This window comes from Chlorobium ferrooxidans DSM 13031, assembly GCF_000168715.1.
Taxonomy (GTDB): domain Bacteria; phylum Bacteroidota; class Chlorobiia; order Chlorobiales; family Chlorobiaceae; genus Chlorobium; species Chlorobium ferrooxidans.
Genome location: NZ_AASE01000002.1, coordinates 200551 through 225680 on the forward strand (window position 1 = coordinate 200551; position 25130 = coordinate 225680).

Sequence of the window (25130 nt, forward strand, 5' to 3'; positions counted from 1 at the left end):
CAGTAAAGACCCTTATTGATGACCTATAATATAGTTTGCCAGTATTTCAGCCCGCTCCCAGTCTTCGAGATCATCTATATCCTGTACCCGCCAGCGCGGAATTTTGATAATTGCGGTACTGCGATCAAACCCACGAACTCCATTTAACCACGCCGATGGACGCCCCCAGTAAAACTGCCCGGCATCATGCAGTGCTTTTGGCAGATCCTGTGACCGGGTGAGATAATGCTCGGGGAAAAACATTTCAAGACCGCCATCCTCATGCTCTTTGACGGAACGGAAAATCGGAGCCGCAAAATCAGTAACGGCAATTGCATATGCCCATTGTCCGGAGTCCAGCAACGTTTTTCCGCTCCTGATATCTTCATACCGGATAAATGGCGCCGTTGCATAGATGCAGCAGACTGCATCAAGTTCAAAACCCTGATCCATTGCCCACTTTGCGGCATGCACAACAACATCATTGGTTCCCGTATGATCATCAGCCAGCTCAGCCGGCCGCACGAACGGAACCTCGGCACCCCACTGCTCTGCAACTTCAGCTATCTCGGCATCATCCGTGGATACAATGATATGATCAAATAAACCGGATGCTTTGGCCGCCTCAATTGACCAGGCAATCATAGGCTTGCCAAAGAATTCTTTAATGTTTTTACGCGGAATACGCTTGCTGCCGCCGCGGGCCGGAATTACGGCAATGTTCATACGACCGGATTTGTAGATTTCAGCAGCAGCAGCTCGGAATGAAAGCCGTCAACAGTCTGATAGCCGAAAGGAACAACATTCCGCTCTACAACTTCATATCCCGGCAGCATGGCAATATAGTCCTCGCTTAAAATCGGTATTTCCACACCAACACCATGATCCTTGCGCAACTGTTTGCCCTCACGCATATTTCGCAATAAAATCCAGCGGGCTCCAAGGCGGGATACATGGCCAAGATAGTTTTTTACAATATGGGGCTCCATCTCCTGAAATGAGATGAAATTCACAAAAAGGTCGATTTTTCCCCGGAGTTTTTCAATCTGCCAGGAACAGAGTACAGAGGCCGGGGGAAGCGAACTGATCTCGATTGACTCTTGTTTTGCAGTCTGGGCGTAAGTAGCAACATTCTCTTTTCCGAACACTTCACTGAGATAATGCTGGGCAACAAAACTGGTCGGAGGTATATCTATGTCTATGTAGTGAAGATCTTTGATACCGGCGCTCCCGAGTATCTCACCGAGTGTGCCGAATCCTCCGCCAATTTCAAGCACGGTAGAGGGAACTTCGCCGCCAAGATGTTTTTTCAGCAATGCAAGACCCAAGAGATAATTAAGGGCAGATCGGCTGAACTGACGGCCATCAAACTGAAACTGTTCAGATGGTTCACCTGCACTGCTTTCGGAGAACGTATGCAAATATGGACGCTGCGTTTTGTCGTCCGATGCCGTTAATACCCGATAATCGCCCAATGCCCACGAATACCCGCTGAAAAACTGATCAAGAGCCAGCTGGGGCTTCACTGCACCGGGAAACTTCTGCCTGAAACTATCCTGGACATATTCGACCTGCTGTTCTGTAAAACCGGACCCTGGTAAACCATAAGTCGGCACAAAAAATCCGAGAGTAGTCGGTAATGACCTGAAACGTTCAATACCATAGGAACAGAGTTCGGATACGATACGCGATGACGCCTCATCCCAGAAAACTGATGGCCGGTAAAGATCGCTCTGTGACAGCATATCCTCACGAGCGAGGGATAATTCAGGATATTCACGCACATCTTTGCTCATAACATGATCAGATTTGTTTTGTAAAGAGTATCGATTCAAGTGAATCAATGATATAGTCGATCTGCTCACCGCTCAACAGCGGATAGAGGGGTAAACTCAGCACTTCTGAATAATATTGTTCAGCCTGCGGGCAGTATGACGCATTGAAACCTTTCGCTTCATAGTATGGCTGACGATAGACCGGGATGTAATGCAAATTCACAAGAATACCGGCTGCCCGAAGCTCCTCATAGATTTCACGATGCGTCCTCTCTATTTTATCAGGCTTCAGGCGGACTACATAAAGATGATAGCTGGAATAGCCGTCAGGGTGCTGCCAGGGAGTAACAAGAGGAAGGTTTGATAACGCCTCATCATATCGTTTGGCAAGTGCGTGGCGCCTTGTAACAAATTCGTCAAGCCGCTTCATCTGGCTCAGGCCTAATGCGGCGTGTATATCCGTCATGCGGTAGTTGAACCCGAGATCTGTCTGCTGGTAATTCCAGATCTCTTCTGCTGCCCGTGCATGCATATCTGCAGCTTCGACGGTAATGCCATGGCTGCGGAGCAGTCTCATGCGTTTGGCCAGTTGCCCGTCATTTGTGAGCGCCATTCCACCCTCACCCGTCGTTATAATCTTCACAGGATGGAAGCTGAATACCGTAATATCACTATAGCGGCAGTTGCCAATGGGCTCGTCATGGTAGCGGCCGCCGATGGCATGAGAGGCATCTTCAATGATCTTGAATCCATATTGCCGACTTAAGGCATGAATACCAGCCATATCACAGGACTGACCGCACAGATGCACCGGGATCACAACCCTCGGCAATCTTCCTGCCTTTTCTGCTTCTGCAAGTTTTTCCGCCAACCTCTCGACACTCATGTTGTAGGTTCTCGGATCGATATCAACAAAATCCGCCTCTGCACCGCAATACAAGGCACAGTTGGCACTTGCAACAAACGTGATGGGTGTTGTCCATACAACGTCACCCTTGCCTACACCCAATGCAAGGCATGCAATATGCAGAGCACTGGTTGCACTGTTGACTGCAACCGCATGCTTCGCACCGCAGTATCCTGATACGGTTTTTTCAAATAAGGGAACAACAGGACCCTGAGTCAGAAAATCCGAACGTAAAACATTTACAACGGCATCAATATCATCCTGACTGATATCCTGCCTGCCATATGGAATCATCCGGATCAAATTTTACCGATTTTTTCGTGGTTCTGTTTTATCCAGGTCTGCAGACTATCGACACTCATCCACTCGATATTATTATCTGAACAGTAGGTGAAGTCCGGCTTGACCTTTTCTCCTCCGTTAATTCGGGTAGGATCTACGCTCCAATTGTGTATTGCAGGAAGTATTTTGTAATGCTCCGGATATTCGTATGTATGAGGAGCATCTTCATAGCCGATCATTTGCTCATGGAGTTTTTCGCCGGGGCGGATACCGACGATTTCGTGACTCGCATCAGGAACAACCGCCCGGGCGATATCAACAACCTTCATGGAGGGAATCTTCTTGACGTATATTTCACCGCCAACCATATCCTCAAAGGCATGCCAGACAAGTTCGACACCCTCCTCAAGGGTGATCATGAAACGGGTCATACGCTCATCGGTGATAGGCAGAGTACGGCTTGCGGCCAGAGTAAGAAAAAACGGAATTACCGAGCCGCGCGAACCCATGACATTGCCATAACGAACTACAGCAAACCGGGTATCCTTGGTTCCCGAGTAGGAGTTACCTGCAATAAAAAGTTTATCTGATGTCAGTTTTGTTGCACCGTAAAGATTTACCGGACTGCTGGCCTTATCAGTCGACAGAGCCACGACCCGCTTTACACCCTGATCGATACAGGCGTCTATGAGGTTCATTGCTCCCATCACATTGGTTTTCACACACTCAAACGGATTGTATTCAGCGGTAGGAACAATCTTTGTTGCCGCAGCATGAACTACATAATCAATACCATTGAGCGCACGCGCGAGACGGTCCTTGTCCCGTACGTCTCCGATAAAGAAGCGTACCCGGGAATCATTCCCGTAAATCTTGGCCATCTCCCATTGCTTCATCTCGTCACGGGAGTAGATGACCAACCTTCGGGGATTGTATTTTGCCAGTGTCAGAGGAACAAAGGTATGGCCGAATGAACCGGTCCCGCCTGTAATGAGAATGGATGAATTACTCAGCATACAATAACATGTTTATCTGCGAATTAATTAGCGCCATAAGGGCGCGGGATGAGGAGAAATCCGCATGGTCATTTAAAGAATTACCGGATATATCAGAGCATATTAATTTGTTTCAATCCAATGCTCCAGAGATGTCTGAATTTCAGATAACCCGACAATTTCCGTATACGTACCAATCCGCATTATTCCTCCATCAGCGAGGTCAACAATTTCAGTGCAATTTTTCAGCGTAGTAAGGCGGTGGGCAATTATAAGAATGGTAAGATCCTTGCCGAGCCCTTCAATGGCATCCATTACCGCCTTTTCAGTTTCATTGTCAAGAGCGCTTGTGGCTTCATCAAAGATAATGACATCAGCCTGCTTGTAGAGCGCCCGGGCTATGCCGATACGCTGCCGCTGGCCTCCGGAAAGTCGGATGCCTCGTTCGCCCACAAAGGTTTTATACTTTTTCGGCCAGCTTTCGATGATATCGGCAATCTGTGCCTGGCGTGCGGCCTGTTCTACCCGTGCATGATCTATCTGGTTTTTAGGGATACCAAATGCAATGTTCTCCTCAATTGTACTGTCGGAGAGAAAAATAGCTTGCGGAACATGCGCTATATGAGCCTGCCAGGCTCTGTTATTCCCTGAGTTGATGGCCTGACCGTCAAGTTCAAGCGTGCCGCTTGTCGGCTGCAAAAGACCCATGATAATATCAAGCAGCGTACTTTTACCGCTTCCGGTAACTCCAATAAAACCGGTGCGGCTGCCTTTATGGATGACAAGATCAAGCGAGTCAAGAACAATCGGTGTCTGGGGCGTATATCGAAACGAGAGGTTTTTCAGTTCAATCTTATGCCTGAACGGAATTGGCTGGGATGGCGGCTGATCGGCATAATCGGGCAGCGGTTGATCAAGAAGCTCAATTGCATCCTGCAAAGAGGCCTGCCCCCCCTGAATGTTGGAGAGTGATGAATATGCGAGCTGCAGGACCGGTAAAAGACGCTGGGCCCCGAGTGCGAGTGCGCCGAGAACAGGAATTGCTCTTGCAAAACCATCGGGCTGCATGGCAAGCATATAGGCAAGACCTGAAATGAGCAGCATCCCCAGTGCTTCAAGAACATAACGGGGGCTCATGCTGATAAAGAGGTTATTGCCCTGGGCATGCCTGAACGGCAGGTCGGCGTTACTGTATATCTGGCAGTAGGTCGCTTGAGTGCCGTCAATCAGAACATCCCGAATGCCTCCAAGTCCTTCCTGCAGGGATTTGATGACTTTGGTTGATTCCTGGGCGATACGCTGACTGTTGCGCAGCACCTGACGCTGTGAAACCTTTATGATGAGGGCATAAATCAGACCAAATCCGCTGAAGGCCGCAAGGGCAATAAGAGGATCAACTGAAATCAGCGGAATCAGAATAGCCAGAAGTATAATGAGTGAACTTATGATATTGAGCAGGCTGACCAGTGTATTGATAACGTTGCCGGTTTTGCCGGCAATGCCGTTAATGATTTCGCTGCTGTTGCGGGCAACATGAACTGCATAGGGCTGATAAAGGGTTCGGCGGTAAATGCTGATGCTCAGATCTGCACCGGTAGCGTATGAAAGACGGGTACTTATCCAGAGAAGAAGCAATCGAATGGCTCCGGAGATAAATGCCGCGAGACCGAAGATGATCGTGAACGGCAGGAGAAGCTGACCTGCACTGGTAATTCCTGCCGCCCTGATAAAGGGCTGGAGGAGGGGAAGCTGGAATATTCTCTCGGGTGCACTCAGCACTGCAAGAAAGGGAAGAACAGCTCCTATACTGACAATTTCAGCAAATGATGCCAGAATCATCAATATGAGCAGCAGGCCGAACTGTCCCCTCCGTCTCGGGGTTATGTGATGCCAGAGGCGAAAGAGCAGCTCTCTGGTCGAAGATATATTATCTGAATTCTGCACAATGTCCTGTAAATATTCTGTTTTTTGGAAAACACCCTGACCGTCGGCTTTCAGCGGAGATCGGCGTTTTGCCTTTCAAATATAAACGTCGTTATACGGCCTTCATCCCTGTTCATTCGTCTAAACCGAATTGCAGTGCAGACCGATTCTGTCTCCCTGCCGGCTGGCCAACACTGAATAAAGAACTGTCATTGCGGTTAATCACGACTTATAGTTGCCGGCCTTATGCACCAGACAAATTGTGTGAGCCGCAGGTATATAAGACGATAACAGAGCACGCAAACCACAAAACCGACCATCAATACCGGCGTATTCGAATACCAGAAAACCGAGATCAGCGCCGCAAGCAGAGGAAACGGCCACATAAACAGAGATGTCATGCTGTTTTTCAGTTGTGGTCTTGCATCCTTGAATACAACCCTTGCAACACGGCAATACATCAGTGAATGCAGATGCAGACTGTCAGCCTGACCGGGATGCTGGCCGGAACGATGATACCTTCTCCACATGGAAAAAGCGGTTTCCAGAACAGGATAGGCGCACGCAACAAGCGGTGCCCAGACGGAAACAGTCGGATTGCGAAAAGGGAGCATTACAGCCACCCATGCAAGCATGAAGCCCAGCAGATATGCCCCTCCGTCACCCATGAATATTTTACCGAAGGGGAAATTCACAACAAGAAAACCACCCGCTACAGCTATAAAGACAAAACACAACCGGGCCAGCTCAAAATCACCAACCTGCCATGCAATGAGACTGAATGCCGAGAACCCGATCATTATGGTACTTGCAGCCAAACCATTGAACCCGTCAATAATGTTCGTCGCATTGGCAACGCCGGCAACGGCAAAAGTAGTGAATCCTACTGCAATCGGCACGAACAGAAGCAAGGTATCCACCCCGGGAATATGGAGGTGGCTGAGGCTGTACCCTGTGAGCCACCACGCAGCAACACCGCTGACCATTGTTGCTACCAGGCGGGTAATGACCCCGACTTTTTTGGTGACATCTTCTATAAGTCCTGCAGCAAAGGCCGGCAGACCGGCAAGGAGCATATAGCCGAGAAGCTGCCCCTCCTTTCCGGAGGAGAACCACCAGGCTGTAAGCAATCCGCAAAAAATGGCTATTCCCCCGACTCTCGGGGTTTGACCGGTATGGAACTTTTGTATGCCTATGATTGGATCGCACGAATGCTTGCCATGCCATCCCTTTGTCAGAACAAGCAGAATCGAAAGTATTGCTGTGACAAAACCGGGTATAAACGGGTTACTGAATACAAAATCGAACATATGCATGGTAAAGCAGTAAATACTACGATTGAACTCTGTTCCAGCGCAAGTAACTTCTGAGAGCTTTTAACTGCGCGACACTTTCTGTATTGCCTTTTGCTCTTTGATAGGCTTCAAGGACAAAAGCCACAATAACGGCAACAAACAATGCGGCAATGGCAACAATCATCACGCTCCTGCTTCGAAACGGACCGGATTTCTCTTCAGGAACCACCGCTCTGTCAACGATTTTAATTGATGAAGCGGATTTGGATTCATCAATCCTGGCAAGTGTCAACTGCTGAAGTGCCAGCTGATAAAGCGCTTCAGCATACTTAAGGTCTCTTGTTTTTCGAGTAAATTCAAGTATTTTTTCCGGCGCTTTGCTGATGTATCCTGATCCGGTCTGTGCCTTGCCGATCTCATTCTGCAGATCGTTCAGTTTTTGCCTGGTTTTTATATAATCCGGATTGTTTGGTGTGGAATATACACTCATCTCGGCAAGCTGACGCTCCGTACTTTTGATCATGGTCTGCAGAGCGGCAATCTGAGGTCCGACAGTTATCAGACCTGTTTTTTCCTGCAGCTCTTTGACTGAGCTTTCCGCATCACTCAATCTGTTTTTAGCGTCAAGAAACTCTTTTTCAGCATCCTGACGGCGCCGGGCTGCTTCGGTAAGAGCAAACTCATTGTTTTGCTGCAGCATGACATCAACATATCCATTGGCAAGCAGAGCCGCCCGCTTTGGATTTGTGTCAGTAACATAGAGATGAATGAGGCCATCCTTGCCGGCCATGACGCTGGTTTGAGCTGCCAGTGCTCTGCGGGCATTCTCCGCAGAGTTGGTTTTATATATATCAAAGAGCCTGAAACGCCTGATCATGTCGTCCTGCATCTTCCGGCTCTTAAGCACTGCCACATAGATATCATTAGTGCCGGCCAAAGCCCCGCCACCGCTGCCGAGCATGCCCGATAAGCTGCCGAGCGAACTGAGAGATGAGACCATCGAAGATACACTCGACTCCTGCTTCGGAGGCATGAATGTTGTGTCTGCAGTATAGATGTTGGGACTCTGAATCGTTACAACGGAAGCTATGATCGCACATACAAGCGGCAGTGCAACAATAAGCTTTATATACTTGGCGAGCACTATGGCAACATCAAGCAGGTTTATCTCAAACTCCTTGCCTGTATTCTTTTGTTCCGATGATTGAATATTGTTGTCCACGAATTACACGAATTTTCACGAATTACTGCCAGATAAACTGACCTCATCGAGGGTCAGAGGTCTGTTCTTTGGCATGAAGTTAAGTTCTGAATATTAGGAGAGATTGGATCAAATGATCACTATCATTGATACAACTGCAACTTTCTACGAAAAAAACAAAAGGAAAGTCTTGTCCACTAATTTCACGAATTACATGTATTGGCTCGAATTAAGATTCTGCTAGTTGGTGAGGGTTTTGATTGTTGCCACACCAACTCCGAGCTGATAGAGTACGGTTGACCATTCTGTGAGTGACCGCACAAGATTGAATTTCGGGGTCAGCCTCTCAGGAACTATAATAGCATCTCCTGGATTGACCTGATCACCCTGCTTTTTTTTGACACTGCCGTCAGCACAAACACGATAAAGCTCGGATTTATGGCCGGTCGGTGTAACCCCTCCGGCAACGTCAAGGTAACTACTCACACTGTAACTTTGATTATAGATAAATGTGGATTGATTATAAACCGCTCCTATAACGTCAACCGTCGTTGGTCTTTCAGGTATATAGATTCGGTCACCATCCCTTAATGGGAACTCCGGAATATCAGCAAGCTGAATTGCTGCGTTTTTCAGACTGAGAATAATTCTCCCCTCAGGCTTGACCGCACGAAGTTTTTGTACAATTCTTCGCTGCGTGTCGAGTTCATTTGTAACTGAAGCAGCACGAGCGGCATCTGTAGCACCCGCAATTCGCTGCTTTGCACTTGTTTCAATATCCTTCTCATAGCGATCAATTGATTCACTGATCTTCTTTAACTGATCACGTCTTACACTTTCACGAGTCAGGCTGGTACCATAGAGATATCCCTTTTCTGTCACACCACCCACTCGGGTAATCAGCCCCTTCAGGGTCTCACCCGACTGAAGCTCATAAACTCCGGTATTCTTGACTTCTCCATCGATTCGAACAAAAGAACGCTTGATCTTGACTTCGAGAGGATATGAACCGGGAGAAATGATACGGTAGATATCCGTCGGCATCACCTGCAACCTGGAAAGTTGCGATTGAATTGAACGCCAGTCTGACTGAAGTTCAGCCTGAGTCTGGTAATTGCCCTCTATATTTTTATCAATAATCACATTTTTAAGATCCGCGGATGATTCAAATCCACCAGCCCATCCCACCAGATCCGCAACAGATGTTTTCTGTTTCAGTTCGTAAATCGACGGGGTTTTAACATCACCAAGTATTGCTACCTGGGGGCCGACTGGCGGGATATAGAGAACATCTCCATCTTTTAGTGCAACATCCGAACTTTTATCGCCAAAAAGCAGCAGGTCGTAAAGATCAAACGAAACAATCGGTTCACTGCCGCGTTTTAGTTTGATATTGCGTAAGCTTCCTGTAGTTGAAGGGCCACCCGAAACAAAAAGTGCATTGAGGATGGTACTCATTGCACTCAGTGTATAGGCTCCGGGACGAAATGCATTTCCTACAACATAGATCTGCACGCTTCTTGTTTGTGCAACGCTCGCACTCAACTCAAAATTCCTGTATATCCTGCCGATCGCTGTTTTCAGATAGCCCTGCAAATCCCGGTATCTGACCCCGGAGACCCTTACAGAGCCAACTTTAGGTATATAGATTTCACCACTCCGGCTCACTGTTGCATCAACATCAATGCTGACCATACCCCAACCACGAATCTGGATATCATCTCCCGGACCGATAACGTAGTCAGGATTAACCTGCACTTCCGAGAGCGGAGCAAAGGTGCTTGGAACGCCCCGAAACAGGTTGCGGCCAAAAACATCCAGCTCCCTGCCTGTAGCAGTTTCAACATAGTTTTGAAAGCTGCTCTTCTTTTTCATCAGACGAATAAGCGTTGAATCAGTAACCGCATTTTCATTCGTCTTTATGGTGTTTTTAATCTGATTTGAACTTGTACGCTGAATATTGGAACTCGAATTGATAGCGGAATTCGAAGATCCGGAAAAATCCTGATAAGCTCCTGTAGATGCTCCGGTGTTGTATGACTCCATCGCCGTTGTTGCATCTGACGTTGACTGATTTCCCGAATCAGAACCCTCCGCAGCAATTCCGCGATATGGAATAGCTAAAAAAGTAAAAGCAAAAATCAGAATGTAGACGTAGCGCATTTAAAACAATTTTAGATTCTGAATTCTAAATTTTGGATAGCCAGAACTTAACAGCACGACCCATAGTGATGTTCGTAAAATAAAAAGCACTAAAGCTTCGCTTTCTTCAGTCACAGCTGAAGATACGGGCTTCTGAATGGTTATCGGATATCCATTGAGAAGATAACATGTAATAATCAGACAAGCTGCTTCCAATCAAAAAGGTCTACTCCCTTTACCGTAGAGCAAATGACTATAAAAATCATAGTGGCACAATATAGAAATATAGCTGCACTTAACGCATAGTGATCTCCCCTTGCCACCTCAAGGGATCTTGTTGATCCAAACGCTTGGACGTGCTGCTAATTTAACAAAATCAGTAATAAAAAGTCACATACTCATCATGTGGATGCCCAAAATAAGCCAGGGCTATCTGATGAGGATGTATTAATTGCGTGCTGACTGTCATACAGCAAAAACAGGCACCGTTTACTCCGCCAATGACGAATATTTTACACCTTGACATTTCGAATCAAACAAAGCGGTAAGAATATAACAGTTCTCCCGTCAATACACACAAACCATATATATTATTCCAGGACGGGACGTTCATGATTTACTGTACTTATGTTCATCGCTGAAGAGATTTTGGATTTTAGATTGCAAAAGAACGCGGTTAGCACAAAGAAATGCAGTCGGGATGGTCGCTGATAAAGCGGTCGATGAGGCGGAGGAACTGGCGTCCATAGCGTTCGAGTTTGACCTCACCGACTCCGGATACGGTGAGCATTGCTTCTGACGTTCGCGGAAAAATAGCGGCCATATCATGAAGCGAGCGATCCGAGAAAACAAGGTAGGGCGGAATCCCCTGCTCGTCCGCAATCTGCTTGCGCAGGGTTCTGAGCAGCTCGAACAGCTCCTGGTCGAACGTCGCTCCTGCATCACCCTTAACTGCTCTGGCTGCCTTTTTTTCAAGAACCCGAACGATCTCTATCTGCTCTTCCCCCTTGAGTATCTTCACTGCCTTTGGTAACAGGTAGAGCGTCGGGTAAAGGCCTTCAGCTTTTGCCACAACCTTTTGGGCAAGCAGTTCGTCTGCAAGCTGCCTCCAGTATTTCTTTGTCTGCCCTTTGCCTACACCGTATGTTCTCAGCTGGTCATGACCCATGTCACGAATCTTCTGATTGGCGCTGCCCATAACGATATCGATGATATGCGTTGCGCCGAACCGCTCTTCAGTGCGGACAATAGCTGATAGCAGCATCTGCGCCTCCCTGGTGCAGTCAACCACTTCACGGGTTCCGGTACAGATATCACAGGAGCCGCAATTCTCGTGCGGGTAGGTTTCACCGAAATAGTTGAGCAGGGTGATACGCCGACAGACCGATGTGGATGCAAATGAGGTCACTCTCGTCAGAGCGTCAAGCGCACGGGCTCGTTCGGTCTCATCGAGCATCGAGTCGATAAAGAAACGCACTTTGGGGATATCTCCCTGGGCAAAGAGAAGGGTGCAGTGTGCCGGTTCACCGTCCCTTCCCGCCCGGCCGGTCTCCTGGTAGTAGTTTTCGATGCTCTTTGGCAGATCGGCATGGATGACAAAGCGGATATTCGATTTGTCAATCCCCATGCCGAAAGCGATTGTGGCAACAATCACCTCAACCTCATCGCGGATGAAGGCCTCCTGGTTACGCTTGCGTTCATCATCACTGAGCCCTGCATGGTAGGGCAGCGCACGAAATCCCCTGGCCTGCAGCATAGCCGCAGTATCGTTCACACTCTTGCGGCTGGTTCGATAGATTATGCCTGCCTTGCCCTTATTAGCTTTCAGGATCGCCACAATCTGGGCATCCGGCTTCTCCTTGAAGCGGACATCGTAGAACAGGTTAGGACGGTCAAACGATGCCCTGACAATCAGCGGATTGCGCAGGGCTATCCGGTCGAGAATATCCTGCTGAACCCGGTGGGTAGCCGTAGCGGTGAAGGCTGAAACCGGCAGATCGGGAAAAAGTGATACGAGAGCGGAGAGTGACAAATAGTCAGGCCGGAAGTCGTGCCCCCATTCCGATACACAGTGGGCTTCATCAATCACCGCCATGCTGATGTTTACCCGTCCGAGCAGCTCCCGGAAGTGATCGAAGGTGAAGCGCTCAGGCGCAACATAGAGCAGGTCGAGCGAGTTCGAAAGCAATTCACGCATGACACTCTCCCGCTCTTCGGGCAATTGCGAACTGTTGAGAAACGCAGCCCTGATTCCATTGGCCCGTGCTCCGTCAACCTGGTCTTTCATCAGCGCAATGAGCGGACTGATAACCATGCAGGTACCGGGAAGCAGCACAGCAGGGAGCTGATAGCAGAGCGATTTACCTCCGCCGGTCGGCATCACGGCAAACACATCCCGTTTCTCCAGAATTGCCCTGACAATCTTCTCCTGATTGGGCCTGAACTCACGAAATCCGAACACCTTTCGCAAGGTATCGTAAAGTAATACGTCAGTTTCGGAAGAGTTGATGAAATTCCGGATTTTGGATTCTGAATTTTGGATTGAAGAGGGGATTTTGGTTCGCCGATTGATCTAATTTAGAAGAAAAAAGAGGTTTGTCCACGAATTAAGAGCTGCCGGATTTTGGATTGCCTTCCCCTGTGTCATCTCGAACGCATGTGAGAGATCTGATTGCCGTGAAAGGGATTCCTCTCTTCGTTCGGGGTGACATCCGGGTGTGTTCGGGGTGAAATTCAGGGCCTGTCCGATATCAGAACTTCTTCCACCGTGTACCCATGTAGAGTGCAATAATTCTGGCGGCAACCCGCAATACTTCAGGATCAGCAAGAATGGTGAGAAGCTGGCCGGTCATTTTTCCGGGGTTGTTGCGCATCCACTCGTTTCGGTAGAGCACACTCATAAGCTTGTCCATCGAGATGGCGCATGCACAATCTATCAGCTTGTCAAGGCGAACCTCCGGGCCTCCAACAGAAGGTGTGCGACGACCTTCGTGCCTTGTCATGGAAAGTACCCGGTTGCCATCACGCTCATCGAGGCTATAGTCAATGCACCGCTCTTTTGAGTGCCGGAGCCTGAGCGTGAGGGGTTTCGCCAATCTTCTGGTTGAAGTGGGAGCTGGAATTGAAACTTCTCCATTCGTTTGATCCAGAAACTGCACAAGCGCATTGTATAAAACCGTTCCGATCTCGGCATGGGAGAGATTTTTGTTCACCCGCAGCAGAAAACAGAACTGAAACAGGTCTATCATGAAGTTGAGCAGCAGCTCGTTAGAGGTATTTCGCTTCATAACCGACCGGTAGCCATTGAATGCCGCATTGCAGTAGGCCAGCATGGAAACAAGCTTCTGGCGATCCATCGTACGGGTTTCAATAACCGGGCAGTAGTTATTGTAGAGATCCCAGTCAAAGGAGCGGATTTTCCCCTCGTTTTTGTACTCGGTAAAAATTCCGGTACCCGGATAGGGGGTCATAATCATAAAGAGTGCATGGCGGAGGCCGAGCGACTTGGCAAACTCGGGGTAGACCATGGTATCCTGCTCATTTTCGGTGTAGTGACCGATAATGAAATACCCCTCCGCGCCAATACTGTACTGCCTGCAGAGGGCTATAGCTTTGGCTACATCGTCAAGGGTGTTCTTTTTGTTCATCAGTTCAAGCGTGGCCGCATTCGGGCTCTCAATGCCGAGCCCGACTTTGCTCAATCCTATCTTCTGCAGTTTGCCGAGAATACGTTCGGCACGAACAATATCCTTTGCCCTGCTCTCCGTCATAATCCGGAAATTGGTCAATCCCCTTTCGATCAACAGATCACAGATTTTTTCGGCACGCGGAATGTTGGTAAGGAAATTGGCATCCCAGATCTTGATCAGCTTTTTATTGTCAGGATCATGCAGGAGGGCAATCTCCTCAACCACATTTTCGGCACTTCTGCCTCTCCACCCCTTATGCATCTGATCATTGGCGCAGAACGAACATGACCAGGGGCACCCCCTCGAAGTATAGATGGTGTCTATAGAGTAGGCATCACCTTTTTCCCCATAACGCTCGGGCCTGAGACTGCGAAGCGGAAACCTGATAGCGTTGATATCGGCAATGTTCTCCCGTACTCCCGTGTAGACAATCTCTCCCCCTTCCTTGTATCCAAGGCCTTTCACATCCCGTGAAGGTCCATGCAGTACCAGCTCCCTGAAGGTCACCTCACCCTCGCCGATCACAACGGCGTCAACGCAATCGAGCTTGAGCACCTCATCCGGCAGCGCTGTCGGATGAAAGCCGCCCATCACCACAAAAGCACCGGCATCTTTGGCAATTCGGGCCAGCCGTTCAGCCTGGTTGAACGCTCCGGTCATGGATGAAATAGCAACAAGATCAACCGGACCCTTTTTCATAAGTTCCCGCATGCTGTCGAAAATCCCGTCATTGTAATAGTTATCGGGCATAACAAGGGATTCGACATCATCTTTCACAGCTGCAGCCAGATAACAGACACCAATACAGTCAGTAATGAAACGGGGAAAGGGAGTAATGATGGTCTGAGGAGCTTCGACAAGACAGAGATGTTTGAAATATGCCATTGGGGCTAAATTTTATTGGTTACTGCTTGAGGGCACCTCTACCAATATGCCGCTCCTCCGGAGCTTCGCAGCCCTGTATATCGAGAGTCACAGCATTAAACTGATACTTCTATTTTTAACAGTACTTCCTCTCCTTTATTATACGGATTATCTATAATATAACAGAAAGCCCCGACCGAAGCGGGGCTTTACTGTTTGTTTAAAAGGATCTTCCGTTATGCGCCGGCCATCATGGCTTCAACGTCGGCAGCAACCGTTCCGATCGGTTTGATACCGAACTTCTCCACCAGCACTGCGGCTACATTTGGAGTGAGGAACTCGGGAAGTGTCGGTCCGAGGCGGATACCTTTTACTCCGAGATAGAGCAGCGCAAGCAGCACCGTCACGGCTTTCTGCTCATACCATGCGATATCAAAGGAGATCGGCAGATCGTTGATATCGTCAAGTCCGAATACCTCCTTGAGCTTCAGGGCAATGACCGCCAGTGAGTAGGAGTCGTTGCACTGGCCGGCATCAAGCACACGCGGAATACCTCCGATATCTCCCAGCTCAAGCTTGTTGTAGCGGTACTTGGCGCACCCTGCCGTCAGGATGACGGTATTGTCGGGCAGCGCAGCGGCTACATCGGTATAGTACTGACGGGAGTTGTGGCGTCCGTCACAGCCGGCCATCACCACAAAGCGTTTGATGGCTCCGCTCCTGACCGCGGCAACCACCTTGTCGGCAAGGGCAATCACCTGGTTATGGGCAAATCCGCCGACAATCTGACCGTTCTCAAGCTCTTTTGGCGCCTGGCAGGTTTTTGCCAGTGCTACAAGAGCTGAAAAGTCTTTCTGGCCCCCTTCAGGGCGTGCAGCAATATGCTTCAGTCCGGGATAGCCCGCCATGCCGGTGGTAAACATACGGTTTCGGTAGGATTCGCGAACCGGTACAATGCAGTTGGTCGTCATGAGAATCGGGCCGTTGAAGGAGTCGAACTCGCGGTCCTGCGCCCACCAGGCGCTGCCGTAGTTACCGACAAAGTGTGAGTACTTCTTGAATGCCGGGTAGTAGTGTGCCGGAAGCATTTCGCAATGCGTATAGACATCGACTCCAGTTCCATCAGTCTGCTTCAGCAGATCTTCCATATCACGCAGATCATGGCCTGAAATGAGGATGCCGGGATTTTTGCCCACACCGGTTTTCACCGTTGTGATCTCCGGGTGACCGTACGATTCGGTGTTGGCCTTGTCGAGCAGAGCCATCGCCTTGACGGCAACACCTCCGGTTTCGAGCACCAGCGCAGTGAGTTCATCAGCTGAAAGCTCTTTGGTCAGAGCAGCAAGCGCCTTGACATAAAACAGATAGATATCGTCGTCATGGTAACCGAGCACGGCGGCATGGTCGGTATAGGCGGCAAGGCCCTTGATGCCATAGAGCACAAGGCTTTTGAGTGACTGAAGGTCTTCATTTTCACTCAGGCTTTCGATTCCTGCCAACGCCGCTTTTGCCAGAAACTCATCCTTTGAGCTGCCGCTCCAGCTTGCAGCGTCCTGCTCAGGCTGAACGGTGAGCGCTGCCTTCAGTTCATCACGAAGGGCAAGGGTCTTGCGGATCTGCTCAACAATAGCATCCTCATCGAAATTGGTATTGGTAACGGTTACAAAAAGCGATTCGCTGATCAGCTGACCGACTTTTCGCGACACACTTCCCGGCTGTTTTTCTGCGGCAAGTGCAAGACCTTCGGCAGCATAGACAAGCACATCCTGCAACTTCGCGGTCATATCATCCTTTCCGCATACGCCTCTCACCGTACATCCGCTGCCATGGACACTCTCCTGACACTGATCACAGTACATACTCATTGTATTTCTCCATTATTGTTAGTTGTTGTTATGGGCACAACGTATTAATTTGTTCCGAAACCCGATTACTGCGTTGGGCGGTGCTCGAAATCCTCATGTACTACGTGTACACTCCGGTTTCTGCGCTCCGTCCGCCTTGTTCTCGGGCTTCTCACGACAATTAATATGTTGTACCTTTATGTTTGGTAACAGCATTGAAGCCTCCTTTATATCTTCTGCCGCACCTTCCCTATCGCCAATCTGTTTTTTTACCAATGCCCTGCTGTGGTATGCTGCATAGAGCAACCGGCTGTTGTTGGGCTTTCGCTCAATAATTTCACTGAAGTCTTCCATGGCGCCAGAGATGTCACCAACATTGAGCCTTGCAATCCCCCGGTTACCGTATGCCGTTATCGCTTCACGAAACCGCAATCCTATCTTCAAGGCAGTTGTATAATCCCCGATTGCACCTTCATAATCCCCTGTGCTGCTCAACGCATTTGCCCTGTTACAGTATGCATCCGCATTGTCCGGTTCAGCCAGGATTACACGGCTGATCTCTATGGCTGTACCTCTGTAGCCCCCCATCGCATCTTTCAGCATCGCTTGTTCAGGGTTGTTCATTTAGGAAAAAGACTTGAAGGACATCAACAAAGAAGAGAATTCCCTTGATCACCTTCTGCAAAAGGGCGACCACGCAGGGTCGCCCCTACATTCAAACCCACTCTTCCTTCATGGTCTCGCCCTTCAGGCTGATAACCACTTTTTTGACCGGAACCTTGCGGGAGGCTTTTTTCTGCGCTTCGGCAACAATCGACATCAGGCCGCCACAACAGGGAACCTCCATGATTACAACGGTGATAGTGTTAATGTGTGAGAGGTCAATCATGGCAGCCAGTTTGTCCACGTAGATATCCATCTCCGAATCAAGTTTCGGGCATGCTATCGCAAGGCTTTTGCCGCTCATGAACTTTGCGTGAAAATCGCCAACAGCAAATGCGGCGCAGTCGGCAGCAAGCAAAAGATCGGAACCCTGAAAATATGGCGCCTGCGGTGAAACCAGATGGAGCTGGATCGGCCACTGGCGCAGTGCACTCTCCGGCGAGGCTGCCGAATGAGCTGCCGCTACGTTTGAAGAGGCTCCGCTGTCACGGAAATCCATCATTTTACTGCCCGGGCATCCCCCGCCATGCGCACCATGGTGATGTGACGCATGAGCGGAAGAGGAGTGCAGAGGATTGGCGATTCCCTGCTCCTTGAGGTACTCGAGTGCCTGCTGCAGGTATCCCTGCTCGTTATGTTCAATCAGATGGCTGAGATGCGCCGCGATCACATTCGGGCCTCCTTTGACGATACTCTCATGCATAACCCGTTTTTCATCATAGGGCTCGGCTTCACGGCTCTCTATTTTCATCGCTCCGGTCGGACAGTGCCCTATACAGGCACCGAGACCATCGCAGAACAGATCACTGACAAGGCGCGCCTTGCCGTCAATTACCTGCAATGCGCCTTCAGGGCATCCGGGAATACACTCTCCGCAACCGGTGCATTTTGTTTCATCTATGGTGATTATCTGGCGTTGCATGGTTAATAATTATTATGAGTAAGATTGTTTTTACTGCCTGTCACTTCCTGTTTGCCGCTTCAAGATCACGGAGCAGTTTGCCGATGGTGACTTTTTCAAATTCGCTCTGCACCACCTGCTCGATGCGCATGATTTCGTGACGGAGCACACACCGTGAACGATTGCCACAGATCTGCTTGCGGAACATGCACTCCGAGACCTGCACCTTCCCCTGAAAAATCTCGATCAGCTGCGTCACCGTGATGGCATCCGGATCCTTTTCGAGCATAAAACCACCACGAGCCCCCTCCTTCGAAACAATGAGATTGTGGCGGATCATCTCCTGCAAAAGCCGGCGCAAAAACTGGTAGGGAATATCCTGCCCTGAAGCAATAGCCTTTGCGGAGAGATAACTCCCTTTTTCAGCGGCAAGAGCCAGCAGTGCCCGAATGGCGTAATCCGTATTTTTTGTCAGTACTTTCATAGTCAAATCTTATTTGATACCAATTTAGTATCAGTTAATTGAAAAGCAAAATCTTTTTTTAATAGTTTCCGGCGATCATGATTTGTTTCAAAAAAAACAGATAGACTCCGCCTTTACAAAAGGAAGATGACGCTTATGAACACTGCGTGTCAATGCAAGTGGTGCGGTTTTTCATAAATGCTTCAGGCTGTGTATATTAGAGTTCAGGAAAAGGAAACCCTACAGACCGGGACACATTATGCTGCAACTGAAAACTGCGGGTTTCAAAGCGCTTGACAATCTTCGCAGGGAGGGAATATTTCCTCCCCACTGGGAGAAGGCGGAGGAGCTTGAAACAGCGGCAAACTCCGTTTTATCCCGCTTTCTTGATGAACGATTCAGGGTCTCAGAAAAATTCGGAGGGGGGTTTCTTCTGCCGGAACTGATTGACCGGGCGTTGCGCACCACGGAAAACGAGCATATGGATGACCGGGATCTTCCGGAATGCGAAAAGCTGAAACTGGTCAATGCGCTCGACCGGCAAAACGCCATGATGCAGCTCTATCAGCGTTATGTCGATCTTCTTCTGCCGATGCTCCTTGATATTGCCCGGCGTGAACAAAGGAATGCAAGGGTAGTTGAACTGGCGTGTGGTTCCGGAGGGCTGACTCTGGCTCTTGCTGAGGCAGTCCGGCAAAAAAAGCTGCCGGTCACGGTTACCGGATCGGATATCGTTCCCGCTTATATTGATGAAGCAAGGCGCAGGGCTGAGGAAAATAGTACTCCTGCAGAGTTTCGCAGACTCAATGCCCTTGAACTTACCGAGCTGAAAAAAGATGAGTTTGACGTTATGGTGATGGCTCAAAGCCTGCACCACTTCACACCGGGTCAGCTTGCCGTCATTATTGCCCGCTCCAGAGAGCATGCCACAACAGCATTTGTGGGCATTGATGGATACCGGAGTCTGCTGCTTGCGGGCGGGGTGCCACTAATTGCCGCAATGCAGGGCATAACGGCATTTACACTTGACGGGCTGACCTCGGCACGAAAATTCTATACCGAACTCGAACTGGATATGATTGCAGAGATCGCGACAGGCAAAAGAGATCATCAGGTTGCCTGCTCCTGGCCACTGAGCATACTTTCTGTCCGGTTCTGAACCCTGATTTTTTTAAACCCTTATTAATCAACGATAAGAAGGAGAGCAAACAGATGAATTTTGTAAAATTTTTAGGCGGCGCAGCTATTGCCCTTGCAGCCATTCAGCTTGTCCCTTACGGGCGTGATCACACAAATCCACCCGTAACCGGTGAACCAAAATGGGACTCCCCGAGAACACAGGAGCTTTTTAACCGCGCCTGCAAAGACTGCCATTCCAATAATACCGTCTGGCCATGGTACAGCTCGGTCGCTCCCGCCTCCTGGTTAACCCAGCTCGATGTCTCCATGGGACGCGAGGCATTCAATGTATCCGAATGGGGCCGGCCTGAAGAAAATGAGGGTGAAAAAGCTGCAGAAGAGGTAAGAAAAGGCAAAATGCCGATGGTTATCTACCTGCCGGCACATCCGGAAGCCAAGCTGAATGCACAGGAGAAGGAGGAGCTGGTCAATGGACTCGTAGCAACATTCGGAGATGAGAAGAACGAAAAAAAGGATGCGAAGGGAGCGGCCAAACCGAAGGATAAGGATTAAACACCGTGCCGGAACTTTTTCAAGCCTGTTAAACGGTTAAAAACATAGTGATGAGACTACAAATACCGACATCCATGAGTGGTCACCGCATCCTGGGGAGAACTCTTCTCCTTGGTGCACTTCTCAGCAGTTCAGCGGCTTACGGAACAGAGAGGGGTGAAGCATCACCCCTCTCAACCGGGTCTCTGAAAATTTCCTATGAGGAGTTCACGCTGCCCGGAAATGAAAAGATGGGCATGACCTCGCTTGGGATAAGCCATGATTTCACAAAAAATTTCCATGCCGGCGTAGGCTCATGGATGGCGGTAAAAGGCGAACGGGGGGGGTTTATCACCCTCGGTATTGATGGCGGGCTATTCTTCCCGCTCACAGAGAGAATCGGTGTTGACACCGGACTCTTTATCGGCGGAGGCGGAGGCCGAGGCGGCTATACGCTCAGTGGTGGCGGGCTTATGCTTCGCTCGCATGCGGCTCTGACCTATGATCTCGGATCATGGGGCAGGTTAGGAGCAGGGGTAAGCCATGTGGACTTTCCTGATGGCGGCACGATTACCTCAACCCAGCCTTTTGTCTCCTATACCCTTCCCTTTTATTCCTTTGTTGAAAAAAGCCGGAACAATACCGGCAATCGTACACTGAAGAGCGATCAATACCTGCAATTATCGCCAAAAAGACATGCTCTGGCTGTGATGAAGCGTGATCTGCATATTGCCAGCACAACCCTGACCGATACAGGTACTCCTCAGGGAAACCTCTCACTCCTCGGTATTGAGTGGCGTACCTATCTTGATGATACCTGGTTTGCCCGGCTGGAAACCGAAGGCGCAGCAGGAGGCAACAGCGCCGGATACATGCAGATTCTGGCTGGCGGAGGCTACAGAGTACCGCTTGGCGGAAATCTCTATGCAAGTTCCGACCTCTCCCTCGGCGGCGGAGGTGGAGGAGGTATTGATTCGGGAGGCGGACTTCTGTTTAATGCCTCTGCGGACATGCAATATTTTCTTACCCGGAATCTCTTTGCTGATATTTCAGCGGGCTATCTGAAATCCAATACCGGCACCTTTGAAGCCAAAACGCTCGCATTCAAGATCGGATACCAGACAGGAAACAGGAGCAGGCAAAAAACAGAGGCTGCTGATAACCACATTTTTGTGCCTGCATGCATGCAAATCCGCGCAGTCAGTCAGACCTATTTCAAGGCTGCCGATAACTGGCGGAGCCATCACGCCGATCAGAATGTTGATAACCTTGGTGTTCAGATTGATTACTTCCTCGATCGCGACTGGTATCTTACGGGGCAGGGCCTTGCTGCTTATGGCGGTGGAGCCGGAGCCTATATGACCGGCCTTGTCGGCACGGGATCCCGAAAAACGGTTGCTGGAAATCTCTTCCTGAATGCCGAGGGATTGGTCGGCGCTGCTGGCGGCGGCGGTCTGGCGATCGGTTCAGGGCTGGTGTGGCAGGGTAACCTCGGTGTTGGCTATGATATCAGCCCCGCGCTGTCGGCGATGATGAGTGCAGGCCGGATGCAGGCCATGAACGGAGATTTCAAGGCCAATGTGATCGGACTTTCACTGGGCTACAATTTTAAAAGTTATATGAGCGAAACAGATTGATTCGGGGCTGTGCTACCAATATTTCGCCCCTCCGGGGCTTAAAAAGCTGATCGCTCACGACAATTGATCGTGGTGCCTATAAGAATAAGTGCGGCCTTGCCAATGTTTCAGCCATTTTCAGATGAATCCCCAAAAATCCGGTACAGGCTACTACCAGAACTACCCGCTTCATCTCCTTCTGTTTCTCCTGACGGTGTTTACCACACTCTGGGCAGGGGCATTCTGGAGCGGGCATCCGGTTACCGTCAAGAGCACCTTTCCTTTCCTTGACAATCTCGCTTCCGGAACGCAATACTCTCTCTCCCTGCTTCTTTTTTTAAGCGTTCATGAGTTCGGCCATTTTATCGCCGCTCAGCGTCATCGGGTTATGGCTACACTCCCCTACTACATTCCCCTTCCTCCCCTGCCGTTTATGCTCAGCCTCGGAACCATGGGAGCGGTCATAAAAATCAGGGATCGAATGCCGGGAACAAAAGCCCTCTTCGATATCGGAATAACCGGCCCGTTAAGCGGCTTCATTGTCTGTTTCGGACTTCTGCTCTATGGTTTTCTGAATCTACCTCCGGCTGATTATATCTATACCATTCACCCCGAGCTCAAGGCATCCCTGACCGTGCACGCCCCGGCGCCGCAGGGGAGCCTCACGCTTGGAAAAAATCTGCTCTGGATTCTGCTTGAAAAAACGATAGCCCCGAAAGAGCTCCCTCCCATGAGCGAGATGTATCACTATCCCTATCTCTTCACCGGATGGCTCGGCTCGCTCGTAACCGCGCTCAACCTTCTTCCCGTTGGACAGCTCGATGGCGGACACATCATCTACGCAATGTTCGGAAGAAAAGGTCATGCAACGTCAGCAAGGGGATTTCTCATTTTTATCACTATTCTCGGCTTTCCCTCGCTGCTTGAGCTGCTGCTCTCCCTGCTTAAACCCGAAGCAGTTTCTCTCATACCGGAGCTGCTTCTCCACTGGTCGTGGTCGGGCTGGATCCTCTGGGCCGTTATTCTTTCACGGCTCATCGGCATGAATCACCCGCCAACGGAACACGATGAGCCTCTTTCATTTTCACGTTACTTGATCGGCTGGGTTGCAATTGCCATCTTTCTTTTGACCTTTACCCCGGTACCGTTCGGTATCATCTGAAACACAAGAAGCACTATGTCATGAAGAGCGGAGAAGATGCATCAACAGCATTGCAGATCAACTGCAGGGGCAGATTGCTGGATCTCTCCTCCGGTCCCAAAATCATGGGTATCCTGAATACCACGCCCGACTCCTTTTTTGACGGCGGATCATTACATAAAAAGAGCGGGGGGATTGATCTTGACCGGGCACTGGATCACGCGCTTGAGATGATCCGGGAAGGCGCTTCGATTATCGATATCGGCGGAGAATCTTCACGCCCCGGCGCTGAAAAAATTTCCGTCAGGGAGGAGATCAAGCGAACCATTCCGCTTATCGAGCTTTTGCAGAGAAAAACCGATGTGCTGATCTCAATTGACACCTACAAAGCCGGGGTTGCTGAAAAAGCGCTTCAGGCCGGCGCTCATCTGATCAATGATATCTCCGGTTTCACCTTTGATGCCGCTCTTCCGGCGGTTTGCCGCCACTACAGCGCTGCGGTAATTCTGATGCACACTCCCGTGAAACCGCAATCCATGCTCTGGAGCACCGATACCGGTTCCGACAAGGGCGATATCCTTGCAAGGGTGAGCTGCTTTCTGGAGCAGTCGATTGCTGTTGCTGAAAAAAATTCGATTCATGACATTATCATCGATCCCGGATTCGGATTCGGAAAAAGTGTTGAGGAGAACTTCCGTCTGCTTGACGGCCTCAGCTCACTCAAAACGCTCGGGCGGCCTATCCTTGCAGGACTCTCACGAAAATCATTTCTCGGTTATGCCGTCACCCCTGAGGGAGAGGAGATGCTCCCCCCCTCCGAAAGACTGCCGGCCACAATAACGGCAGATACCATCGCGCTTATCAACGGAGCGAACATCCTCAGGGTTCATGATGTGAAAGAAGCCGCCCAAAGCCTTCGTGTGCTGGAAGCGATGAAGAGATTTTGAATTGTGGATTCTGAATTTTGAATTGGTGTAGGGGCGATCCTGTGCGATCGCCCTCTTTGAGAAAGGAGCATCCCTTTATTCCTCATCGTCCTTGCTGTCCCTGAACTCCTTCTGGTCCTTTTTCCCCGGCGTCATTTTTTCTTCTTTTTTATTGTATGCCTGAATTTCAATACTGCAAAGTTAAGTTCTATTGAGGTTTCAGAATCGCTTGTCTGTAAATCGTCGTCAAAGATCTCTGCAATCAACTCGCCACTTTTTTGCATAAGCGAATTTTGTTCGGCTTTATCTTTTGCAACAGACAATTCTTTTACACTTCTGGAGAGTTCTCTGATTTTTGAAAAGGTCTCGACAATTGAGATTGTAGCTTGCGTAGCTTGAGGACTTTTGAGTATAGTGGCAAGCATATAGAGCCCTTTTTCTGTAAATGCAGTTGGCAACTTTACTTTGCCACCTTTTATCGAAGTCGAAAATTTCGACTTCAATGCATCCCACTCATTTTTCTCAAGATCCAAAAGGTATCCATCAGGAAACTTGTCAGGGTTATTTTTTACAGCCTCATTTATTCGTTTAACTTCAACCCCATAAATTTCAGCAACATTGCTATCGAGCAAAACCATTTGCTCCCGTATTTCGATGAGAAGTTCTTTTAAATGCTCAATTTTCACAAGACCGTTCATGCGAATGCAGACTGTATTGGTTATACTCTATATTTACGCCTTTCAGTAAAAAATCGCAAAAAATATTTTACTTATCCATCAAGTACAAACAAAAGAGATTTTGAGGTTTGGATTTTGAATTCGACGAAAAGATAATTTCTTCAAACTCCAGAGGA

At 49.3% G+C, this 25130-nt stretch carries 20 protein-coding genes; 5 read left to right on the forward strand and 15 right to left on the reverse strand.

What is annotated here, in order from left to right; translation table 11 throughout:
- Positions 1-12: 12 nt before the first annotated feature.
- The 14 genes from pseF to CFERDRAFT_RS02470 all read right to left on the reverse strand — a co-directional run bounded on the left by pseF (position 13) and on the right by CFERDRAFT_RS02470 (position 18944).
- On the reverse strand, positions 13-705 hold the full coding sequence (pseF, locus tag CFERDRAFT_RS02405) for a pseudaminic acid cytidylyltransferase (protein WP_006365606.1): 693 nt from the start codon (positions 703-705) through the stop codon (positions 13-15).
- A complete protein-coding gene (locus CFERDRAFT_RS02410; RefSeq protein ID WP_006365607.1) occupies positions 702-1775 on the reverse strand; it encodes a putative sugar O-methyltransferase in 1074 nt (357 codons plus the stop codon). The genes pseF and CFERDRAFT_RS02410 overlap by 4 nt, the downstream gene beginning before the upstream one ends.
- A 7-nt stretch (positions 1776-1782) precedes the next feature.
- The gene (gene pseC / locus CFERDRAFT_RS02415) at positions 1783-2955 is read right to left on the reverse strand and encodes a UDP-4-amino-4,6-dideoxy-N-acetyl-beta-L-altrosamine transaminase (RefSeq protein ID WP_006365608.1); all 1173 of its coding nucleotides are present in this window, start codon (positions 2953-2955) and stop codon (positions 1783-1785) included.
- A gap of 5 nt (positions 2956-2960) precedes the next feature.
- The gene (gene pseB / locus CFERDRAFT_RS02420; RefSeq protein ID WP_006365609.1) at positions 2961-3959 is read right to left on the reverse strand and encodes a UDP-N-acetylglucosamine 4,6-dehydratase (inverting); all 999 of its coding nucleotides are present in this window, start codon (positions 3957-3959) and stop codon (positions 2961-2963) included.
- Positions 3960-4061: 102 nt separating this feature from the next.
- A complete protein-coding gene (locus CFERDRAFT_RS02425; RefSeq protein WP_232209740.1) occupies positions 4062-5882 on the reverse strand; it encodes an ABC transporter ATP-binding protein in 1821 nt (606 codons plus the stop codon).
- A gap of 197 nt (positions 5883-6079) precedes the next feature.
- Positions 6080-7171: an MraY family glycosyltransferase gene (locus tag CFERDRAFT_RS02430; protein WP_232209741.1), complete on the reverse strand. Its 1092-nt coding sequence runs from the start codon at positions 7169-7171 to the stop codon at positions 6080-6082.
- A gap of 22 nt (positions 7172-7193) precedes the next feature.
- Positions 7194-8378 (reverse strand): GumC family protein, encoded by a 1185-nt coding sequence (locus CFERDRAFT_RS11645; protein WP_006365612.1) that lies wholly within the window; start codon positions 8376-8378, stop codon positions 7194-7196.
- Between the two features lie 219 nt (positions 8379-8597).
- A complete protein-coding gene (locus CFERDRAFT_RS02440; RefSeq protein WP_006365613.1) occupies positions 8598-10520 on the reverse strand; it encodes an SLBB domain-containing protein in 1923 nt (640 codons plus the stop codon).
- A gap of 655 nt (positions 10521-11175) precedes the next feature.
- Complete coding sequence (recQ, locus tag CFERDRAFT_RS02445) at positions 11176-12969, reverse strand: DNA helicase RecQ (protein ID WP_006365614.1); 1794 nt, start codon at positions 12967-12969, stop codon at positions 11176-11178.
- Positions 12970-13249: 280 nt separating this feature from the next.
- On the reverse strand, positions 13250-15073 hold the full coding sequence (locus tag CFERDRAFT_RS02450; RefSeq protein WP_006365615.1) for a B12-binding domain-containing radical SAM protein: 1824 nt from the start codon (positions 15071-15073) through the stop codon (positions 13250-13252).
- Between the two features lie 215 nt (positions 15074-15288).
- Complete coding sequence (gene hcp / locus CFERDRAFT_RS02455; RefSeq protein ID WP_006365616.1) at positions 15289-16917, reverse strand: hydroxylamine reductase; 1629 nt, start codon at positions 16915-16917, stop codon at positions 15289-15291.
- A gap of 93 nt (positions 16918-17010) precedes the next feature.
- The gene (locus CFERDRAFT_RS02460; RefSeq protein ID WP_156777965.1) at positions 17011-17499 is read right to left on the reverse strand and encodes a tetratricopeptide repeat protein; all 489 of its coding nucleotides are present in this window, start codon (positions 17497-17499) and stop codon (positions 17011-17013) included.
- Between the two features lie 112 nt (positions 17500-17611).
- Positions 17612-18481, reverse strand: a complete 870-nt coding sequence (locus CFERDRAFT_RS02465; protein ID WP_006365617.1) for an ATP-binding protein — start codon at positions 18479-18481, stop codon at positions 17612-17614.
- A gap of 40 nt (positions 18482-18521) precedes the next feature.
- Complete coding sequence (locus tag CFERDRAFT_RS02470) at positions 18522-18944, reverse strand: RrF2 family transcriptional regulator (RefSeq protein WP_006365618.1); 423 nt, start codon at positions 18942-18944, stop codon at positions 18522-18524.
- 238 nt (positions 18945-19182) lie between these two features.
- Here CFERDRAFT_RS02470 and CFERDRAFT_RS02475 point away from each other — a divergent pair, with 238 nt between their 5' ends.
- The 5 genes from CFERDRAFT_RS02475 (at position 19183) to folP (ending at position 24298) form a co-directional block, all read left to right on the forward strand.
- Entirely contained in the window at positions 19183-20082 is a 900-nt protein-coding gene (locus tag CFERDRAFT_RS02475; RefSeq protein WP_006365619.1) for a class I SAM-dependent methyltransferase, read from the forward strand.
- A gap of 53 nt (positions 20083-20135) precedes the next feature.
- Entirely contained in the window at positions 20136-20615 is a 480-nt protein-coding gene (locus CFERDRAFT_RS02480) for a heme-binding domain-containing protein (protein WP_006365620.1), read from the forward strand.
- A gap of 50 nt (positions 20616-20665) precedes the next feature.
- Complete coding sequence (locus tag CFERDRAFT_RS02485; RefSeq protein ID WP_006365621.1) at positions 20666-22231, forward strand: hypothetical protein; 1566 nt, start codon at positions 20666-20668, stop codon at positions 22229-22231.
- A 121-nt stretch (positions 22232-22352) separates the two neighbouring features.
- Positions 22353-23372, forward strand: coding sequence for a site-2 protease family protein (locus CFERDRAFT_RS02490; RefSeq protein ID WP_006365622.1), 1020 nt, complete (start codon positions 22353-22355; stop codon positions 23370-23372).
- Positions 23373-23392: 20 nt separating this feature from the next.
- Entirely contained in the window at positions 23393-24298 is a 906-nt protein-coding gene (gene folP, locus CFERDRAFT_RS02495) for a dihydropteroate synthase (protein WP_006365623.1), read from the forward strand.
- A 131-nt stretch (positions 24299-24429) separates the two neighbouring features.
- Here folP and CFERDRAFT_RS02500 read toward each other — a convergent pair whose 3' ends face one another.
- Positions 24430-24975, reverse strand: a complete 546-nt coding sequence (locus CFERDRAFT_RS02500; RefSeq protein WP_006365624.1) for an ORF6N domain-containing protein — start codon at positions 24973-24975, stop codon at positions 24430-24432.
- Positions 24976-25130 lie beyond the last annotated feature (155 nt).

Coding starts and splice junctions, on each gene's coding strand:
- pseC (WP_006365608.1), bottom strand. CDS start 2,955: ATGATTCCATATGGCAGGCAGGATATCAGTCAGGATGATATTGATGCC.
- CFERDRAFT_RS02450 (WP_006365615.1), bottom strand. CDS start 15,073: ATGGCATATTTCAAACATCTCTGTCTTGTCGAAGCTCCTCAGACCATC.
- CFERDRAFT_RS02440 (WP_006365613.1), bottom strand. CDS start 10,520: ATGCGCTACGTCTACATTCTGATTTTTGCTTTTACTTTTTTAGCTATT.
- CFERDRAFT_RS02475 (WP_006365619.1), top strand. CDS start 19,183: ATGCTGCAACTGAAAACTGCGGGTTTCAAAGCGCTTGACAATCTTCGC.
- CFERDRAFT_RS02460 (WP_156777965.1), bottom strand. CDS start 17,499: ATGCTGAAAGATGCGATGGGGGGCTACAGAGGTACAGCCATAGAGATC.
- pseF (WP_006365606.1), bottom strand. CDS start 705: ATGAACATTGCCGTAATTCCGGCCCGCGGCGGCAGCAAGCGTATTCCG.
- CFERDRAFT_RS02485 (WP_006365621.1), top strand. CDS start 20,666: ATGAGACTACAAATACCGACATCCATGAGTGGTCACCGCATCCTGGGG.
- CFERDRAFT_RS02490 (WP_006365622.1), top strand. CDS start 22,353: ATGAATCCCCAAAAATCCGGTACAGGCTACTACCAGAACTACCCGCTT.
- CFERDRAFT_RS02470 (WP_006365618.1), bottom strand. CDS start 18,944: ATGAAAGTACTGACAAAAAATACGGATTACGCCATTCGGGCACTGCTG.
- CFERDRAFT_RS02465 (WP_006365617.1), bottom strand. CDS start 18,481: ATGCAACGCCAGATAATCACCATAGATGAAACAAAATGCACCGGTTGC.
- CFERDRAFT_RS02410 (WP_006365607.1), bottom strand. CDS start 1,775: ATGAGCAAAGATGTGCGTGAATATCCTGAATTATCCCTCGCTCGTGAG.
- hcp (WP_006365616.1), bottom strand. CDS start 16,917: ATGAGTATGTACTGTGATCAGTGTCAGGAGAGTGTCCATGGCAGCGGA.
- CFERDRAFT_RS02430 (WP_232209741.1), bottom strand. CDS start 7,171: ATGTTCGATTTTGTATTCAGTAACCCGTTTATACCCGGTTTTGTCACA.
- folP (WP_006365623.1), top strand. CDS start 23,393: ATGAAGAGCGGAGAAGATGCATCAACAGCATTGCAGATCAACTGCAGG.
- CFERDRAFT_RS02500 (WP_006365624.1), bottom strand. CDS start 24,975: ATGAACGGTCTTGTGAAAATTGAGCATTTAAAAGAACTTCTCATCGAA.
- pseB (WP_006365609.1), bottom strand. CDS start 3,959: ATGCTGAGTAATTCATCCATTCTCATTACAGGCGGGACCGGTTCATTC.
- CFERDRAFT_RS02480 (WP_006365620.1), top strand. CDS start 20,136: ATGAATTTTGTAAAATTTTTAGGCGGCGCAGCTATTGCCCTTGCAGCC.